This is a genomic window from Hwangdonia sp. (genome assembly GCF_048381975.1).
In the GTDB taxonomy this organism is placed as follows: domain Bacteria; phylum Bacteroidota; class Bacteroidia; order Flavobacteriales; family Flavobacteriaceae; genus Hwangdonia; species Hwangdonia seohaensis.
Map to the genome: position 1 here is coordinate 496,496 of NZ_JBLWYT010000001.1, position 18,607 is coordinate 515,102.

Annotated in this window: 14 protein-coding genes and 1 pseudogene; 3 read left to right on the forward strand and 12 right to left on the reverse strand. The window is 36.9% G+C overall.

Annotated features, from left to right (window positions below; translation table 11 throughout):
- Nucleotides 1–45: 45 nt before the first annotated feature.
- From ACN5J7_RS02165 to ACN5J7_RS02195, 7 genes and pseudogenes are all read right to left on the reverse strand, one after another.
- Nucleotides 46–2,817, reverse strand: coding sequence for a T9SS type A sorting domain-containing protein (locus ACN5J7_RS02165; RefSeq protein ID WP_418602468.1), 2,772 nt, complete (start codon nucleotides 2,815–2,817; stop codon nucleotides 46–48).
- A gap of 17 nt (nucleotides 2,818–2,834) precedes the next feature.
- Nucleotides 2,835–3,181, reverse strand: a pseudogene (thyA, locus tag ACN5J7_RS02170) (thymidylate synthase); the annotation flags it as partial.
- A gap of 220 nt (nucleotides 3,182–3,401) precedes the next feature.
- Nucleotides 3,402–4,226, reverse strand: a complete 825-nt coding sequence (locus ACN5J7_RS02175) for a thymidylate synthase (RefSeq protein WP_418602832.1) — start codon at nucleotides 4,224–4,226, stop codon at nucleotides 3,402–3,404.
- Nucleotides 4,227–4,451: 225 nt separating this feature from the next.
- Nucleotides 4,452–5,981: a NupC/NupG family nucleoside CNT transporter gene (locus ACN5J7_RS02180; protein WP_418602470.1), complete on the reverse strand. Its 1,530-nt coding sequence runs from the start codon at nucleotides 5,979–5,981 to the stop codon at nucleotides 4,452–4,454.
- A gap of 14 nt (nucleotides 5,982–5,995) precedes the next feature.
- Entirely contained in the window at nucleotides 5,996–6,613 is a 618-nt protein-coding gene (locus ACN5J7_RS02185; RefSeq protein WP_311937434.1) for a bifunctional nuclease family protein, read from the reverse strand.
- Nucleotides 6,614–6,733: 120 nt separating this feature from the next.
- Nucleotides 6,734–7,693, reverse strand: coding sequence for an electron transfer flavoprotein subunit alpha/FixB family protein (locus ACN5J7_RS02190; protein ID WP_418602473.1), 960 nt, complete (start codon nucleotides 7,691–7,693; stop codon nucleotides 6,734–6,736).
- Nucleotides 7,694–7,773: 80 nt separating this feature from the next.
- Nucleotides 7,774–8,520: an electron transfer flavoprotein subunit beta/FixA family protein gene (locus ACN5J7_RS02195; protein WP_418602475.1), complete on the reverse strand. Its 747-nt coding sequence runs from the start codon at nucleotides 8,518–8,520 to the stop codon at nucleotides 7,774–7,776.
- 215 nt (nucleotides 8,521–8,735) lie between these two features.
- Here ACN5J7_RS02195 and ACN5J7_RS02200 point away from each other — a divergent pair, with 215 nt between their 5' ends.
- Together ACN5J7_RS02200 and ACN5J7_RS02205 are read left to right on the forward strand one after the other, a co-directional pair.
- Nucleotides 8,736–9,713, forward strand: a complete 978-nt coding sequence (locus ACN5J7_RS02200) for a pyruvate dehydrogenase complex E1 component subunit beta (RefSeq protein WP_418602477.1) — start codon at nucleotides 8,736–8,738, stop codon at nucleotides 9,711–9,713.
- 63 nt (nucleotides 9,714–9,776) lie between these two features.
- A complete protein-coding gene (locus ACN5J7_RS02205; RefSeq protein ID WP_418602479.1) occupies nucleotides 9,777–12,290 on the forward strand; it encodes a DUF5686 family protein in 2,514 nt (837 codons plus the stop codon).
- A gap of 307 nt (nucleotides 12,291–12,597) precedes the next feature.
- Here the strand turns inward: ACN5J7_RS02205 and ACN5J7_RS02210 are convergent, their stop codons facing one another.
- The 5 genes from ACN5J7_RS02210 to ACN5J7_RS02230 form a co-directional block, all read right to left on the reverse strand.
- Nucleotides 12,598–13,593 (reverse strand): restriction endonuclease, encoded by a 996-nt coding sequence (locus tag ACN5J7_RS02210; RefSeq protein WP_418602481.1) that lies wholly within the window; start codon nucleotides 13,591–13,593, stop codon nucleotides 12,598–12,600.
- A 106-nt stretch (nucleotides 13,594–13,699) separates the two neighbouring features.
- Nucleotides 13,700–14,005, reverse strand: a complete 306-nt coding sequence (locus ACN5J7_RS02215) for a hypothetical protein (RefSeq protein ID WP_418602483.1) — start codon at nucleotides 14,003–14,005, stop codon at nucleotides 13,700–13,702.
- A gap of 61 nt (nucleotides 14,006–14,066) precedes the next feature.
- Nucleotides 14,067–14,918: an alpha/beta hydrolase gene (locus ACN5J7_RS02220; RefSeq protein ID WP_418602485.1), complete on the reverse strand. Its 852-nt coding sequence runs from the start codon at nucleotides 14,916–14,918 to the stop codon at nucleotides 14,067–14,069.
- Nucleotides 14,919–15,012: 94 nt separating this feature from the next.
- A complete protein-coding gene (locus ACN5J7_RS02225; protein WP_418602487.1) occupies nucleotides 15,013–15,579 on the reverse strand; it encodes an SGNH/GDSL hydrolase family protein in 567 nt (188 codons plus the stop codon).
- A gap of 56 nt (nucleotides 15,580–15,635) precedes the next feature.
- Entirely contained in the window at nucleotides 15,636–17,864 is a 2,229-nt protein-coding gene (locus ACN5J7_RS02230; RefSeq protein WP_418602489.1) for a M1 family metallopeptidase, read from the reverse strand.
- A gap of 152 nt (nucleotides 17,865–18,016) precedes the next feature.
- Here ACN5J7_RS02230 and ACN5J7_RS02235 point away from each other — a divergent pair, with 152 nt between their 5' ends.
- Nucleotides 18,017–18,544, forward strand: a complete 528-nt coding sequence (locus ACN5J7_RS02235; RefSeq protein ID WP_311939083.1) for an inorganic diphosphatase — start codon at nucleotides 18,017–18,019, stop codon at nucleotides 18,542–18,544.
- Nucleotides 18,545–18,607: the final 63 nt, after the last annotated feature.

Sequence of the window (18,607 nt, forward strand, 5' to 3'; positions counted from 1 at the left end):
AAAGCGCTTTCAAATTTTTGAAAGCGCTTTTTTTATGTATTGTATTTATATTTTAATAAACTTTTTAGTTCCAATTTTATCGTTAATTTTTACTTTAACAAAGTATATACCCGTTTGTAAACTTGTAACATCTATTTTGTTGCTCGAAATATCTTCTCCGTGTAAAACCGATTGCCCCGATATATTGGTTATCATATAATTTGAAACCTTTCCATAACTGCCTGTAAACTTTAAATTTATTTCATTCTCTACTGGATTAGGATATAAACTCATATTAGCGCTTATATTATTAACATCCTTTACATTAAGAGGGTTATCTGTAATTACAGTTTCGTACATACCATTTCCATGGGTTCCAACTAACAAATGGTTGTCTGATGGCCTATAAGATAGCGAGCTTACCAAGGCAAAACCAATTTCTGTTGGAGCTTCTCTTACCCAATCTGTAGTTGTTGGGTCTGATGTGCTGTATAAACCTCTGGCGGTACCAACAAAATACAGCGTCTGTCCAGCAACCTCGGTAATAGCAGCAGACCTAATAGAATGTGCAGATAAATTGCGCTCAACTAAAGTCCAAGTTGGCGTTGCGTTGGTTGCATTAGTGGTTAAAAAAATACTTTCGGTTCCGTAATTTGAATATGTTGCTAAAACAATATCGTTGTTTGTAGGATGAATGGCTAAACCGGTTACAATAGAAGGAAATCCTATGGTTGCGGTTGGCGGTGTAATATCTATTGCCGTTGAAATGTTTGCAGCATTTTGTGGATCATCCAATCTATAAATATGGCCTTCGTCGCCACCCATTAACAAATAACTTGTTAGGGCATTATATACACCTCTTGTTGTAGAAAATGCTTGAAAATAATCGGCATGACCAAAAGCAGTATTTGTATCGCTCAAACTTGTCCAGGTATCTTGTGTTACATTAGCTCCGTCTGTAGAACGCAACAACGTGCCTTCAGAAGCGTAATAAATGGCATTGGTGTTATCTGGGTCTACATGATAATAGGTGACAAACTGACTGGGATAAAGCACATCTGGCATTGTTGACATACGCGGTGTAATTTCGGTATAGCCACTCGTGTTTTGGCAATATCTGTAAAGGGTGCCGTTTTGAGAGCCACCAAAAAAGGAAATGCCACAACCTGTATAATTTGGAATAGCCACAGAAACACCATCGCCACTAAGTAAAGGAATGTGGCTTGTTGTAGATGAGGCGCCTATGGACGTGCCTCCAACTGTTGTTCCATTGTCTTGCGCGCCTCCAATAACAAAATCAGAGCCAGAATCAGGGTCTATAGATACGTGGTAAAATTGAAAGGTTTGATAGTTGTTATTGAGTGACGACCAAGCAACAGTTGCTGCTGTTATATCTGATGTTGCGTGCACACCGCCATCAGTTCCTGAAAAAAGTATATTGCTGTTAAACGGACTAAATACCAACGCATGAATGTCTGGGTGGTGATTGGCATATTGTGTATATCCTGCAGCCGTTGCATAGCCACCGATTCGTGTAAACGTTGCGTCTACAGCAATATCGACGATTTTATATGCGTTTGTGCCTCCAATTAAAACAAAATTTTCATCATCAGGTTTTACGCTTACAACCAAATCATAACCGCCTTGTATACCAAAGGGGTCATTCCCGTTAGAACAACCTGTTTCATCGGGCAGTTTACTGGAATAATCGGTATAAGTTGTTGTCAATTGATCCCACATCCATAAATCTGCTTCTACTGCTGGTGTTGTATCGCAATCAGAGCTAATACCATTTGCAAATAAAGTATACAACTTATCTTGGTTTGATGGCGCTAAAGCCAAAACAACCCTTCCTGTTGGTGTAAAGTCTGATGCATTAATCCTAGACCATGCTCCCGTTGTACTATTACCTGTTGAAGACGTCCAAACGCCTTCAATTGAAGCGTCGAGAGTGCCAGAAAAAGCGGCATAAACCCTACCCGTTGAGGTAATAGTTACATCGGTGGCAAAACTAGTGTTTATTGAACCTCCAGGATTGGTTACTTCTGTTGACCAAATAGTGCCATTAAAACGACTAACCCTTCCATTGATTGCAGCAAATAAATCGCCTGTGATTGGATGAATAGCTAAGTTGTATACCGTATCGAACCTAGAATTAAAAACTTCTTGTGTTGAAGATGTAGATGGCATTTGTGTCCAAGTAAGCCCACCATTTGTAGATTGCCAAATACCTTGACCAAAGTAGAAAGCCCCACTTTTAGAAGCCGAATTGCCTAAACCTTCGCCTGTACCATAATACCAAGTGTTTTCAAACCCAGATCGTGGGTCTTGTACCAAAGCGGTTACGTTGTGGATCTCATCATTGGCAGATACTTTTGTCCAACTTGAACCTCCGTCGGTTGTTCTAAAAACTCCGCCACTAACACCACCGGCAATAAGGGTGTTACCCGTAGCATCACTTCTATCTACAACAATTGCTCTGGTTCTTCCCCCTAAATTACTAGGTCCTCTGTTGGAATAGGCCGTTTCCGGTATTTTTGCAGATTTCATATCTTTTTTTAACAAGGAACGCTTCGAATTCTTTAATTCAAGATTTTTATCCGCTTTCGAAATAACGCCTGTGTTTGGGTTAACTTGCCTGTAATATTCGTATAAATTACGGGCTTCATCATATAAAGCGCGCTCTTCAAGAGTTTTTTTCTTACCCTTTTGGGTTGGGTTAATTGATTTTCTTTCAATTTTTACAAGGGTTGTTTTTTGTGATTGATTACTTTTTGCAATCACCACAACTGCAAGAATCAGTAAAAGAGATAATGCAATTAGTAAAGTTTTTTTCATGACTAAGAATTTTTAAGTTAAATAGCTACAACACCCTTTGTGTACGGGTGTGGATAATAATCTACTAAAGTAAAGTCATTAAAAGTAAAGTCGAAAATAGCTTTATTTCAGGATTTAAAATCATTTTGGGTAGCGGTCTTAAATCACGGGAAAATTGTAATTCTAATTGCTCATAATGATTACAGTAAATGTGTTCATTACCAAAGGTATGAATAAATTCGCCAACTTGGTAACCACAAACTCGAGCCATTATATTGGTAAACAGTGCATTACTTGAAATGTAAAAAGCAGACCCAAAAAAAATGTTGGCACTGCGTTGGTAGAGCTGACAAGATAATTTCCCATTGGCAACATAAAATTGAAAAGCGGGGCTTTAAACTTAAAGAAAAATAATTCGTATGAGTTTAGATATCTTATTGACGGTACTTTTGTTAATGATGATCAAGCGGATGCTTATAAAAGTAATGAATTCGCATCGGAAAATGGTGTGTTAGCGCTATAGTTAAAAAATCGAAAAAAGTTAAACTAAAAAACGCTTTCAAATTTTTTGAAGGCGCTTTTTTTATTTAAATTAAGTAAAATTGTTATACAGCTACAACACCTTTGATGTGAGGGTGTGGATTGTAATCTATTAAAGTAAAATCATCAAAAGTAAAGTCGAAAATATCTTTAATTTCAGGATTTAAAATCATTTTTGGTAGCGGTCTTAAATCACGGGATAATTGTAATTCCAATTGCTCATAATGGTTACTGTAAATATGTGCATCGCCAAATGTGTGAATAAACTCGCCAACTTGGTAACCACAAACTTGAGCCATCATCATGGTAAACAAGGCATAACTTGCAATATTAAAAGGCACGCCTAAAAAAATATCGGCACTGCGTTGGTAGAGCTGGCAAGATAATTTCCCATCGGCAACATAAAACTGAAAAAAGGCATGACAAGGCGGTAATGCGGCTTTTCCGTTGGCTACATTTTCGCTAAAACTTTTTGAAGTATCCGGTAAAACCGAAGGATTCCAAGCTGAAACCAACATTCTACGACTGTTCGGATTGGTTTTTAATGTGTTGATTACCTCTTTAATTTGATCAATTTCATCGCTATTCCAGTTGCGCCATTGGTGGCCGTAAACAGGTCCTAAATCACCATTTTCGTCTGCCCACTCGTTCCAAATTCTAACACCATTTTCAGTTAAATAGTTAGTATTTGTATCGCCTTTTAAAAACCATAAAAGCTCGTAAACAATCGATTTTAAGTGTAGCTTTTTTGTGGTAACCATGGGGAAACCTTCACTTAAATCAAACCGCATTTGATGTCCGAAAACACTTTTTGTGCCTGTGCCTGTTCTATCTCCTTTTTCGTTGCCGTTTTCTAAAACGTGTTTTACTAAATCGTGGTATTGCTTCATAATTATTTCCCACGAAAGTGGGAATCTCATTAAATTAAACTTGGTTTTAAAATCGAAAATCTATTAATAGATGGTTCGATTGCGCTCAGCGTGACAAAATTTATCAGCGAATAAAAATAAAAAATATGAGTTGAATCTGATTGATGAAACCCTAAATGATATTAAAAGTTATTAACCAGATTTTATATTTTGAGGATAAGTGTTTTTTTTGGAAACTATGTGCTACTAGCCGATAATCATTCCTGCAATAGTCGCCGAAATTAAAGAAGCAATAGTACCACCAATCAGCGCTTTCATCCCAAATTTAGATAAGGTTTTTCGTTGTCCCGGAGCCAAGGAGCCTATGCCGCCAATTTGAATGCCAATAGATGCAAAATTAGCAAACCCACAAAGCATGTAAGTGGCCATGATTATTGACTTTTGATAACTCAAGTGCGTGGCATTGGCGACGTTTTTTAAACCCGAAAGTTGTATGTAACCAATAAATTCGCTGGCCGCTATTTTTATGCCAAGGAGTTGCCCCATTAAGGCCATGTCTTCTTTTGCAACGCCAATTAGCCACATTAAAGGAGCGAAAATATAGCCTAAAATAAGTTCGAGCGATAAGCTTTGGTACGACGTGTTGCTAGCAATCCAACCATTTAAAGCGGTAACATCGCCAATCCAACCTAAAATACCGTTAAACATGGCAATAAAAGCAACAAACACCAAAAGCATAGCACCAACATTTACAGCTAGTTTTAGACCTTCGGTCGTGCCGTTTGCAATGGCATCTAAAAAGTTGGAGCCTATTTTTTCTTGAGAAACCTTAACATCGGTATTGACGTTTTCGGTTTGCGGATATAATATTTTTGATATCACAATAGCACCCGGAGCTGCCATTACCGATGCCGCTAACAAGTGTTTGGCATAAAATAAACGCAATGCGGGATCATCGCCACCAAGAAAGCCAATATAAGCCGCCAATACAGCACCGGCAACGGTTGCCATACCGCCAATCATGACCAGCAGCATTTCGGACTTATTCATTTTTTCTAAATATGCCTTAATTAAAAGTGGCGCTTCGGTTTGACCTAAAAAAATGTTACCAGCCACACTTAAGCTTTCTGCTCCAGAAATCTTTAAAAGTTTAGATAATAACCAACCAAAGGCTTTTACTACTTTTTGAATGATGCCTAAATAAAATAAAACCGATGTTAATGCCGAAAAGAAAATAATGGTTGGTAATACTTGAAATGCGAAAATGAATCCGAAAGTATCCATATCTACAACCAAACCTTCAAATAAAAATTTGCTACCTGCCCTTGTAAACTCCAATACTTCAACAAATAACCCCCCAACAAATTCGAATATACTTTTGATGAATTTAACTTTTAAAACACCTATGGCTATTAGGAGTTGAAATGCTAAACCTATGCCGACAATTTTCCAATCGATGGCTTTTCTATTACTGCTAAAAAGAAGGGCAATAAAAATTAAAGTAACCATCCCCAAAGCACCACGCCATAAGCTATTTATTGAAAACCCCTGACTTTCAATAATGGTGCTTTTTGTTTCATTTAAAGCGGCTCCTTCAGAAGTATCTGCAATTTTAGTTTCGGAAAAATTGATGTTTGTTGAATCTATTAATATGGTTTCGGTTTGCGAAACATTTTCAATAGTATCTGTTCGTTTAGTTTTGTCTGTTTCTTGTGCTATTAATGAAGAAGTTGATAAGATTATAATAGCAACTAGGGACAAAAAAAAAGATTTCATAGATATGTGATAAATTAACGTTTGGAAATTTCGTCGCGTATATGTGCGGCAGCTTCGTAATCTTCGTTTGAAACGGCTTCGTCTAGTAATTTGTGAAGTTCTTCAAGGGTTTTTCCTTTATAGTTTTCGCGGGGTGCGTTGGGTTCTAATTCGTTTGCCAATAAATCATCAACCAAAATACTGTCTTGTAGTTCGTCTTCCTCTTCTTTTTTCGGATTCACTTTTAAGTAAATACCGGCTTTGTCGAGGATATTTTTATAGGTGAAAATAGGAGCGTCAAAACGCAGGGCTAAAGCAATGGCATCACTGGTTCTGGCATCAATTATTTCCTCGATTTTATCGCGCTCGCAGATTAAACTGGAGTAAAAAACGCCATCGACTAATTTATGGATAATCACCTGTTTAACAACCACATCGAACCTGTCGGCGAAATTTTTAAACAAATCATGAGTTAGGGGTCGAGGTGGGCGAATTTCTTTTTCTAAAGCTATGGCAATGGATTGTGCTTCAAAAGCACCAATTACAATAGGAAGTTTGCGTTCGCCATCAACTTCATTTAAAATAAGGGCATAAGCGCCGTTTTGGGTTTGACTATAGGAAATGCCTTTTATGTTTAATCTTACTAAACTCATAAATTTATTAAAAGCGCAAAGAACAGTTTAAATTAGGACTTAACCAACTGCAAAAGCAGAATTACGATATTATGCTAATTTAAACAGTTCTGCGGAACAATACAATTTATAAAAAATAATTTATTGTTGGGCCTTAAATGCTTTTAATTTTTCGATGAGCTGCGGAACCACTTCAAAAGCATCGCCAACAACACCGTAATCGGCGGCTTTAAAGAAAGGCGCTTCGGCATCGGTATTGATAACAACTTTTACTTTTGAGGCGTTTATGCCCGCCAAATGCTGAATGGCTCCAGAGATACCAATGGCAATATAAAGGTTTGCTGCCACAGGTTTTCCGGTTTGCCCAACGTGTTCGCTATGTGGCCTCCATCCTAAATCCGATACCGGTTTAGAGCAGGCTGTAGCAGCACCTAAAACTTCGGCCAGTTCTTCAATCATGCCCCAGTTTTCAGGGCCTTTTAAACCACGACCGCCAGAAACCACAATTTCGGCATCGGCAATGGTTACTTTATCGGTGGCTTTATCTACGGACTGTACCGATACACCAGCCTCTGGAATGGATGGCGAAAAATCTTCCGCGGAAGCGTTACCACCCGATTCTACCAATCCGAAAGCATTATTGGAAACCGCTACCAATTTAACATCGGTGTCAATGGTTGTCATGCTAAAAGCTTTGTTTGTAAAGGCTGTACGCTTAACGGTAAAAGGCGATGTGCTCGATGGTGCTTCAACAACATTGGAAGCAAATCCCGCGTTTAATCCAACGGCTAAAAGTGGCGCTAAATATTTGCTATCGGCACTGGAGCTTACAATAACAACTTTGGCATTTTCCTTTTCCGCGGCTTGTTTTAAAACATCGGCATAGGTTTTGGCATTAAAAGCCTCGAGTTGTGAATTGTTCACATTTAAAACCTTGTCAACGCCATAATTTCCTAGTTCCGAAGGATCGTTTGCATTTATGGCCACTGCTGTTACCGTAGTTCCCAATTGGTTTGCTAACGCTTTGGCGTAAGAGGCTACCTCAAAAGCTGTTTTTTTAAATTTTCCTTGTTCTGATTCTGTATATACTAAAACTGACATAATATTTTTCAAAATATAAACTTCAAAAAAACAAATTCCAAATATCAAACGATTGGAATTTGGTGATTGAAATTTGGTTATTAAATGACCTTGGCTTCGTTGTGAAGTAAGTTTACTAATTCGTCTAAATTATCAGGAGATACCAGTGTTACGGCACCTTTTGGAGTTGGTTTTTCAAATTTAACCGCAGAGGTTTCGGCATTGGCATCAACAGGTTCTACTACGGTTAATGGTTTTTTACGAGCCATCATAATACCGCGCATATTCGGAATGCGTAAATCGCTTTCTTCAACCAATCCTTTTTGCCCACCAATAACCAGCGGTAATGTTGTTGCAACGGTTTCTTTTCCACCGTCAATTTCACGAATCGCCGTAGCATTAGTGCCATCAACTTCAAGGTTAATACAGTTGTTTACAAAATTGGCGTTGGTTAAACCAGCTAACATACCAGGAACCATACCACCATTATAATCAATAGATTCACGACCGGCAATTACCAAATCGTAACCGCCTTCTTGCACCACTTTCGCTAATTGTTTGGCGACCTGAAATCCGTCTAAAGCCGCAGTATTAACACGTATGGCGCTGTCTGCACCAATAGCTAAAGCTTTACGTAAAGTTGGTTCGGTTTCTGCGCCACCAACATTTACAACATCGACACTGGCCCCTTGTTTTTCTTTAAACCACATGGCACGGGTTAAACCAAACTCATCATTCGGATTGATAACAAATTGCACACCATTGGTGTCGAATTTAGAGTTGTCATCCGTAAAATTAATTTTTGATGTAGTGTCCGGAACGTGACTTATACACACTAAAATTTTCATATTTTTGTAATTAAATTAAGACTAGTTACTTGCGAAGTCCAGAACTACAACGTTATAGTTTGCGCTATAGTTTTATAACTTCTAAATTTTGGCAACGAAGTTAATTATTTTATTTTGAATATTTACTATGCGTGCATAATAAATTTTAGATAATTCTTTTAAACAAAGTCATCTATTTATTGTTATTTTTGCAATTAGATTTAAAAACACATTTAATGAAGACAATTCAATTTAGAGAAGCTATTTGCGAAGCCATGAGCGAAGAAATGCGCAGAGACGAAAGCGTTTATTTAATGGGTGAGGAAGTTGCGGAATATAACGGTGCTTACAAAGCTTCAAAAGGTATGTTAGACGAATTTGGAGCAAAACGTGTAATTGATACACCAATTGCAGAACTTGGTTTTGCTGGAATAGCCATTGGCTCTACCATGACCGGAAACCGACCTATTGTGGAGTACATGACGTTTAATTTCTCGTTAGTTGGGATTGATCAAATTATAAATAATGCGGCAAAAATCAGGCAAATGTCGGGTGGACAATTTAAATGCCCTATTGTATTTCGTGGCCCTACGGCTTCTGCCGGTCAATTGGGTGCTACGCACTCGCAAGCATTCGAGAATTGGTTTGCCAATACTCCGGGTTTAAAAGTAATTGTGCCATCAAATCCTTATGATGCCAAAGGCTTATTAAAAGCTGCCATTCGCGATGACGACCCTGTTATTTTTATGGAAAGCGAGCAAATGTACGGCGATAAGGGTGAAGTACCAGAAGGCGAATATGTTTTGCCAATTGGCGTTGCCGATATAAAACGCGAAGGTACCGATGTTACTATTGTGTCCTTTGGAAAGATTATTAAAGAAGCTTACAAAGCCGCCGATGAATTGGAAAAGGAAGGCATTTCTTGTGAAATTATCGATTTGAGAACCGTGCGTCCTATGGACAGAAAAGCGATTGTGGAGTCGGTTAAAAAAACCAATAGACTGGTAATTTTAGAAGAAGCATGGCCTTTTGGAAACGTAGCCACCGAAATTACATACTTAGTGCAATCTGAAGCATTTGACTATTTAGATGCCCCCATTGTAAAAATTAATACAGCCGATACACCGGCACCGTATTCACCGGTTTTACTGGAAGAATGGCTACCAGATTACACAGAGGTGATTAAAGCCGTTAAAAAAGTACTGTACAAATAAATTAATTTTTTTTACGTTATATAAACTTCATTAGCACGATTGTTGATGAAGTTTTTTTATACTATGAACATAAAACTACTTTTTATATTTCTTTTCCTAGGATTTTTTTCAGCAGTTGCCCAAACCAAAGTTAGCGGTCATGTGTTTGATGAGTTTAACGAGCCGGTATCGTTTGCCAATGTTATTTTTAAAGGCTCTTCCGAAGGTACCATTACCGACGAAAACGGGAGGTTCTATTTGGAATCTGCCGAAACTTGGGACACATTATCCGTTTCTTTTATTGGTTACCAAACATTGTTAATTCAGTTAGACAAAAAAGTAAACTACAATTTAAAATTCACTTTAAAGGAAGAAACAGCGCAATTGGATGCTGTGGTAATTGTATCCGGAAAGCAATCGAAAAAGAATAATCCGGCTATCGATTTGCTGCGTAAAATTTGGGAACACAAACGCAAAAATGGCCTAAATCTTTACAAACAATACGAATACGATAAATACGAAAAAGTAGAATTCGACATCAATACCATCGATAGTGCGCTTATTAAAAGCAAACTTTTTAGAGGTATGGAATTTGTGTTTAACGAAGTTGATACCTCGCGCGTAACGGGAAAAACCTACTTGCCCATGTTTATCAACGAAGCCGTTTCCAGGGTTTATGGCGATAATGTAATCAATAAAGAAAAAGAGGTTTTAAAAGGAAACAAAAACTCGGGATTTAGCGATAATCAAGTCGTTATTGATTTTGTTGACGATTTGTATTCCGATTACAACGTTTACGATAATTACCTTAAATTTTTCGATAAAAGCTTCGTGAGTCCGCTTTCAAAAACAGGCATCAACACTTATAATTATGTGTTGTCCGACAGTGCCTTTATCGACAATAAATGGTGCTACAATATTATTTATTACCCGCGCCGAAAAAACGAACTTACTTTTAAAGGCGATTTTTGGGTCGCAGATTCTACCTATGCCATAAAGGAAATTAATTTACAAGCTTCAAAAAGTGCCAATATAAACTGGGTAAAAGAGATTTATATCGAACAGGAGTTTGAAGTGTTGAACGATTCGCTTTTCCTTGTAAAACGCGATTATATGATGTCTGATTTTGCGTTGAGCAAAAAAGAAGATTCGCGTGGTGTGTACGGCAAACGAACCACGTTATTCAATAATTACGAATTCGATAAACCCTTAGATAGAAAGTTTTACGACAGGGAAGTTTACAATTACGATAAAGATGTTTACGACAGAGATGAAACGTTTTGGGCAGAAAACCGATTGGAAGATTTAAATAAAGACGAACAAGGGGTTTACAAAATGTTGGACACCTTAAAAACCGTAAAAAAGTTTAAACGGCTTTATAACTTAGGGAGCATTTTATCGTCGGGTTATATCGAGTTTAACACCTTGCCGTTAGATTACGGCCCCATTTTTTCAACCTTTGGGTTTAACGAAGTTGAAGGGATGCGATTGCGAACCGGTGGACGCACCTATTTTGGCAGAAACGATTTATGGCGACTGGAAGGTTTTTTGGCCTACGGTTTTAGTGATGATAAATTTAAATACGGTATTTCAGGAAAATGGCTGTTGGATAAAAAAACCCGATTGATTATCTCTGGCGGAAACCGGCGCGATGTCGAGCAAATAGGGGCTAGCCTTACTACAAGTACCGATGTTTTGGGGCGTAGTTTAGCATCGTCATCGGTTGTAGGAACCGGATCAAACGACAAATTAACGGCTATAAACTTAACCAGTTTAGCGGTACAGCTTGAGCCTTGGCGCAATGTTATTTTTAGGCTCGGTGCCAACTACCGTACTTTGGAATCGGCATCGCCAACCTTTAGTTTAGATTATGTTGATGCCAATTCTTCAACAGGTTTTTCATCCGAAATAAACCAATTTGAAACCTCGCTTTCGCTTTCCTATTTCCCGAAACGGAAAATGACGGGCTTTGGCGTAGAGCGTCGTACGGCAAACGATGATTTTGCACGCATTTTTGCGCAAGTTAGCCGTGGCGATAAAACGGTTTTTAATAGCGATTTCAATTATACCAAACTGCAGCTATCGTACATACAACCCTGGCAGCTTGGTGGTTTTGGTAGGCTGTACACCACTATCGAAGCCGGTAAAACCTTTGGCGAAGTACCCTTGGGATTGTTAAGCGTTATCCCCGGAAACCAATCATATTTTTCAATTTACAATACCTTTTCGCAGTTAGATTATTACGAGTTTGTATCCGATACTTACGCATCTTTTCATTTCGAGCATAATTTTAATGGTCGCTTCTTTTCAAGAATCCCGTTTTTACGCAAATTAAACCTTCGTGAAATTGTGAGTATTCGAGGCGTTTGGGGCGACATTTCGCAGGAGAATATCAACTTAAACACCACCAACAATCCCAATAACATTCCGCTTGTGGCGCCAAACAATAAGCCCTATTACGAGTACGGTTTAGGCGTTGGGAATATTTTTAAAATATTCAGAATCGACTTTAATTTTAGAGGCAATTATAAAGATAACGAGCTATACCCAGATGCACGTAAGTTTGGTGTAACCGGAACCTTTGGGTTTCATTTTTAGGCAGGTTATTAGGGCGTTCCCCTCGTAAAAACTCAGGTCGCGCTTTCACTACTCAATCTTTTTGCTCGTGCCTCACAAAAAGGATTTCAAGCAAACCGTTCAATCGCTAACGCACCTATTTGCTAGTGTATGTTTAAATGTGACGTTGATTTTGTTTTTGAGAGGTTTGTTTAACGGTCTAGTGTATGATTTCGTTGCGTGCTTAAGCACTAAAGTTAGCAATTAAATCACAGATAGAAAGTCCGCGAGGACTTTCGTAAGTACGCTATAACTAGCAATGAATTATACACATTGTTGTGAGCAGTTTTTATCTTTTTTTCATTTTATCAACCCAAACTTTTATTTCTTCATTTTCAGCAAATTCTAATGGATATTTTCTAATTGAGGCTACTTTTTTTCCTCCAACAGCAACTTTTGATGTTGTTGCTATAAGTCCCTTTTTAGCACCTTCAAATTCAACGTCAGTATAAAACGACTTTACCGTTTCTATCTTAACTTGGTTAGATTCTTTATGTCTTTTGCATTGAATAATTATATATGGTTTTTTATTATCCTTTTTGTCATAAACTCGAACATCAATTCCACCATCATTTGTTCCTGGACCTAACTCAACTTCAAATCCTTTTCTCTTAAAAAATTCCGCTGTTAATCTTTCGAAATTTCTCCAATGCATAAATTCTAATTTTTCTGGATTTGCTTGAAGAAAATTAATAAATTTTTGTTCTATAAAATCCGATTTTGATTTTGGTATAGATTCTTTCTCAAATAATGAGCTTAATTCAATTCCACCATCCCAGAGTATTTCTTCAACTGGTTTTATAACATTCGAAATACGTTGATTATTAATCATTCCATCCATTACTTCTATAATGAGAGGAACAGGTGCGATATTTTCTTTTATTGCTCTTTCTAAAATTTCATTAGGGTCAATAAGTTTTGGGTTTTCAGGGTCGTGAATGTCACTAGCGAAATCGATTAGTTTCGAGAATATTTTTGCTGGGTCATAACCTTTATCCATCCAAGTCATCATACTGTTTATGTCTTTAAAAAACAAAGGACTTACTTCTTCAAGTTCTCCCAATCTTTGACGAACAGCCCAACAATATTCATCAAAATCCTCTGACCGAATTCTTAATGCGTAATCCTTTTTTTCTTCATATTGAGGAAGTCTTTTGTCTTCTGGAAACTCTTCTATTAAAATTTCCAATAAATAGGATTCGCTAATAACTAACCCAGTTTTAATGACTACAATGTCAAGCATTGTATTTATAAAATTTTCAAAACTCCAAACTATAGCTCCCATTTACTTCATAGACGTATTTTTCTCAAATTGCTCACAACAATTATATATAATTAATATTAACTATATACAAATTATGTGTGTCATAGTTTTAATGCTGCAAACGAATTTAGATATTTTTTCTGACAAAATCAAAAGAGGCGTAATCAAAAAAAACTTTTATTTTTAACCCTTTTTGGCTTGACTTTAATTCTTTTTGTAGTTTTAAAAAAGTCATTCTGTTAATTATTACCATAGGCACAAAGAAGAAAGGCATAAAAACAGGAAAACTTAGTCCGCTTTCTTGGTAATTAAGAAAGCTTGCTACAAACATTATTAAAACGAGTATGCTAAGCACAATTGTAGCCATTTTATAAGTTTTGGTCTTTTTTTCGAGTTCTTGAATACTCATTTTTTCGATGTGTTCTTTTTTCATATTACTATCAGTTAATTGAATTTATACTTTTTCAGATTAACACAGAGTTCAATTTATGTTTTTAATTTTTTTCTTCCATAAATATTTTCTCAAAGGCACTATATACTGCTAAATGAAGGGCATCTCCGTGATTTTGCTTTTCAAAAAACTCAAAATATATATTCGTATTTTCTTTCTTAAGTAGGTTTAATTTATGGTATAAAGCTTTAGCTGTCCGTTCCATAATTTGGCCTTCTTTTCCAACTGCAATATAAATGGATTTTTTGGACGAGTATGGCCTCGGTGTGTATTTAAGCAACGATTCGTCGTCCCACCATAAACTAGGACTTGCGATAATATAATTATCAAATAAATTGGGGTTTTTAAATAATATTTCAGTTGCCAAAAGGCCTCCAAGTGATTGCCCAATCAAAGTTTTAAGTGAATCTGTTTTATAATTTGTGTCAATATATGGCTGCAATTCCTTTTCAATAAAATTGATGAATCTTTCGGATTTTCCCGTTGTTGGAAAGTCTTCTTTGTCTTTTTTGTTATTCGTTGGAAATGTAAAATCTCTTTTTCTATCAACATTAGAAATTCCAACAACAATTGATTCCGGTATCATATTAATCCAAGAGAAGGAACCAAATTGTACAATTCCAGAAATATGAATAAAATCCTCATCAATGGAACCATCTAATACATAAATTACGGGAAATTCTTTTATTGAATCCGTGGCGTATCCGTTTGGCAGATAAACGTTTAAAATTCTGTTTTCATTAAGTATTTTCGATTGGAAATTTATTTTCTCTCCAATCGAGAGTGGAGTTATCTTATTCTGTTCGTTTTCGTTTTGGCCAAAAATAAAATTGCATAATATTATACTAATAAATGTTAGGATTATTTTTATTCGAATCGTTTTAATTGGCGACATTTATGATATAGGTTTAATGTTTTGTATTGGTAGTTAAACGAAGGTAGTAGATTTTTTTACAAGGCCAAATGCAATTAAGTTGAGTTTTTATAAATTATTTAGGAAACAAATACTCTACAATAACTTTTGCCGCTGCTTCACTGCCTTTTTTAGAAGGGTGAAATCCGTCGGTGCCATAATAATCATAGTTGTTTGTCGCGTTAAAATATTTTTTCCAAATCGCGCCAACGGGACAAAGAATAGCGTTATTTATTTTGGCGGCATAACTATGGTTGTTTATTACACCTTTAAACCGTTCGGGATGATTAATGGGCGGCCATACCATAAAATAGGCGAGTTTTGCATTGCTGTTTTTGCATAGTATACTATACTTTTTGCCATAATCTACCAGTAATTGTTTACCGTCTTGCTGCGACGATGGGCCTTGTTGAATAATCACAAAATCGTAGGTTTTACTTGTTATTAATTTTTGTACCTCGCCTTCTTCCCAATGATCTGAAATCGCATAATTGGGTTTGGCAACCATTTTTGTTTTTACAGTAATGCCGTGTTTTTTGGCTTGCTTTTTAACCAATTGCGGTAAATTGTTGGAATAGGTTAAGCTATTGCCAATAAACAGAATATGAAACTCGGTTTGTTTCGACTGACTTTCTAATTGCAAAAAAAGACAGATGCATGTAAAAAAGGTTACTATGTATTTAAAAAGATTCATCTTAACTAATTCCCAGTTTCCTTATTTTTAAAGGCGTCAAATTCACTTTCTGTTTCAACTTTAGGAAAGCTATTGTTGGTGGTATCAACATCGGCAAACTCAAAATTTGGGTCAAGATTAACCTCGGCAACTTCCTTTTCTTTTATAAAGGTCTGCTTTACTTCGTATTCGTTTCTGCGCCAAATTTGAGCCGGTAGTTTATCGATTTCTTTAGAGCCATCGGTATAAATCCACTCAATGGTTACGGGCATAATTAAGCCGCCTTTATTTTTAATACTTACTTCGTAAATATTTTTTCCCAACACTTGTTTTCTAATTTCGGTTTCATCAAGTCGCGATAAAAACTGACCATAAGCTGCATCGGGTGTGGTGGTCATATTTATAACCTCGGGACCGCTAGAAAAATCTTTGGCTTTTACAGTAGTGTTTTCGCCTTCAATTTTAAATTGCGATTTTTGCTTTTGGTCTTCAATATTCGTCTTTTCCTCAAAAACCTTGAACCATTTTACATTTGTTAATTCCATATCCACATTATCGGTTGTAAAAAACCAACCTCTAAAAAACCAATCTAAATCGGTTGCGGTGGCATCTTCAAGCGTTCGGAATAAATCGGCTGGATTGGGGTGTTTGAATTTCCAACGGTTGGCATATTCCTTAAATGCTTGGTCGAATAGCTCTTTACCAATAATGGAGTTGCGCAACATTTGTAATCCAACGGTGGGCTTTAAATAGAAATTGGCTCCAAACTGACTCATTAATTCATTATCGGAGGTCGTCATTATAGGGCGCAAAATGTTTTTATCGCCACTCATAAACGGCACGATGCTTTTTGGTGTTGTGCTGTTAAAATCCGGGTAGCGTTCGGCAACGGTACGCTGGTGCAAAAAGGTGTTTAAACCTTCGTCCATCCACATCCATTTACGCTCGTCTGAACTCACAATCATGGGGAACCAGTTATGTCCCACTTCATGTATTATTGTTCCTATCATACTTTGTTTGGCGGCATCGCTCATTTTGCCATTAATTGCACGACCGCCATTAAAACTAATCATCGGGAATTCAATTCCAATATTGGAGGTGTTAACCGAAATACATACCGGATATGGGTAATCAAAGGTTGCTTCAGAATACACTTCTAAAGCATGCTTAATAGCTTTTGTAGATTCCTCTTGCCACACCGGCAAACCTTCTTTGGGGTAAAACGACATGGCCATAACCGTATTGCTTGGCAACTTTACAGCTTGAGCATCCCACAAAAATTTTCTCGAAGATGCAAAGGCGAAATCACGAACATTGGTAGCCTTGAATTTCCAGGTTTTTAGTTTTTTTGATTTTGTTTTTTCGTTTGCTTCGGCTTCTTCTTTGGTAATAATCATAACGGGTTTATCAAACGAATTACGTGCCGTTTCCATTCTGTTTTGTTGCGTTTTTGATAAAACATGGTCGCTGTTTTGATGGCTTCCGGTTGAAGCGACAATATGGTCTTCGGGAACCGAAATTTCAACCTCATAATCACCAAATTCCAGAGCAAATTCACCTAATTTTTGAAACTGCTGATTTTGCCAGCCTTCGGTATCGTTATAAACAGCCATTCGCGGAAACCAATGTGCAATTAAGTAAACGGTGTTATCGTCTTCAGGAAAATACTCGTAGCCTTCCCGGGATAATAAATACATGCTTCGATCGGTTATGGGATACGACCAAGCTATGGAAAAAGTCATGGAAGTGCCCGATTTTAAAGGCTCTTCAAGCAATACTTTCATCATAGTGTTATTAACGAGTGATTTTATGGCATGCCCATTTTGGTCTTTTATATATTTAATGGAATAGCCCGCAGGAAAATTGATGGCTCTGGTAAGAAACTGCATTTGTCTGGCATTCATGCCATCTTTAATACCGTTGTTTATACTGCCAAAGTCTTCATTCCCTTTTTTATTCACATTTTGTTCCAATTGAATCCATAAATAACTTAAATCGTCTGGAGAGTTGTTGTAATACGTAATGGTTTCTTCGCCGGAAAGTGTGTTGTTAGCTTCGTTTAAAACAGCCTTTATTTTATAATCGGCACGTTGTTGCCAATACGCTTTTCCCGGAGCACCACTTGCAGCACGATAGGTGTTTGGAGGTGCTATCATGCGGTCAATCGGTTCAAATTTACCTTGCCATTTTTGGGTTTGGGCTTGAATTGATAAACATAAAATAGTTGTAATTAGGAAAAATAGAAAACGACGCATAATATTGATTTATAATTAATTATAACAGTGAAGCAATATAATAATTTTTAAGTCTTACAGCTGGTTTTATACTTGGTTTTAAGCAAAAAACAAATGGATTTTGTTGTTAAATCTTAACATGTTCAGTACCTTTGCAGGCCAAAATAATAAAGATGACTAAGAAAAAAGACGTGACTTTTGATGTATTAATTGAAATACCAAAAGGGAGTAGAAATAAATACGAATACGATTTTACACTGAATAAAATACGTTTTGACCGTACCTTGTTTTCGTCCATGATGTATCCGGGCGATTACGGTTTTATTCCAGAGACATTGGCTTTGGACCAAGATCCGCTTGATGTTTTGGTTTTGGGCATAGAGCCAACGTACCCCATGGTTGTTATGGAAGTAAAGCCTATAGGTGTTTTCCATATGGCGGATGAAAAAGGACCGGATGAAAAAATTATTTGTGTACCGGTTTCAGACCCGATTTGGAGCAAAAATAAAGATTTGAGTGATTTGAACCCGCACCGCATAAAGGAAATCGAGCACTTTTTTCAGGTTTATAAAGATTTAGAAGAAAAGAAAGTAGATGTTGGCGGTTGGGGAGATGCCGAAAAAGCCATAGATATTTATCATAAATGTGTAGAGCGTTATGAGCAAAGTGAGCACAAGAAAAAAAGAACTTTTACAATATAGTATCGTTATTTTATGACGGGACAAAAAAACAAACCATTTTAATATTTAAGGTGGTTTTTTTTA

Bases quoted from the DNA above. Each gene is read 5' to 3' on its own strand.
- ACN5J7_RS02195 (WP_418602475.1), bottom strand. From the start codon at position 8,520: ATGAAAATTTTAGTGTGTATAAGTCACGTTCCGGACACTACATCAAAA.
- ACN5J7_RS02200 (WP_418602477.1), top strand. From the start codon at position 8,736: ATGAAGACAATTCAATTTAGAGAAGCTATTTGCGAAGCCATGAGCGAA.
- ACN5J7_RS02215 (WP_418602483.1), bottom strand. From the start codon at position 14,005: ATGAAAAAAGAACACATCGAAAAAATGAGTATTCAAGAACTCGAAAAA.
- ACN5J7_RS02235 (WP_311939083.1), top strand. From the start codon at position 18,017: ATGACTAAGAAAAAAGACGTGACTTTTGATGTATTAATTGAAATACCA.
- ACN5J7_RS02220 (WP_418602485.1), bottom strand. From the start codon at position 14,918: ATGTCGCCAATTAAAACGATTCGAATAAAAATAATCCTAACATTTATT.
- ACN5J7_RS02180 (WP_418602470.1), bottom strand. From the start codon at position 5,981: ATGAAATCTTTTTTTTTGTCCCTAGTTGCTATTATAATCTTATCAACT.
- ACN5J7_RS02205 (WP_418602479.1), top strand. From the start codon at position 9,777: ATGAACATAAAACTACTTTTTATATTTCTTTTCCTAGGATTTTTTTCA.
- ACN5J7_RS02185 (WP_311937434.1), bottom strand. From the start codon at position 6,613: ATGAGTTTAGTAAGATTAAACATAAAAGGCATTTCCTATAGTCAAACC.
- ACN5J7_RS02210 (WP_418602481.1), bottom strand. From the start codon at position 13,593: ATGGGAGCTATAGTTTGGAGTTTTGAAAATTTTATAAATACAATGCTT.
- ACN5J7_RS02165 (WP_418602468.1), bottom strand. From the start codon at position 2,817: ATGAAAAAAACTTTACTAATTGCATTATCTCTTTTACTGATTCTTGCA.
- ACN5J7_RS02230 (WP_418602489.1), bottom strand. From the start codon at position 17,864: ATGCGTCGTTTTCTATTTTTCCTAATTACAACTATTTTATGTTTATCA.
- ACN5J7_RS02175 (WP_418602832.1), bottom strand. From the start codon at position 4,226: ATGAAGCAATACCACGATTTAGTAAAACACGTTTTAGAAAACGGCAAC.
- ACN5J7_RS02190 (WP_418602473.1), bottom strand. From the start codon at position 7,693: ATGTCAGTTTTAGTATATACAGAATCAGAACAAGGAAAATTTAAAAAA.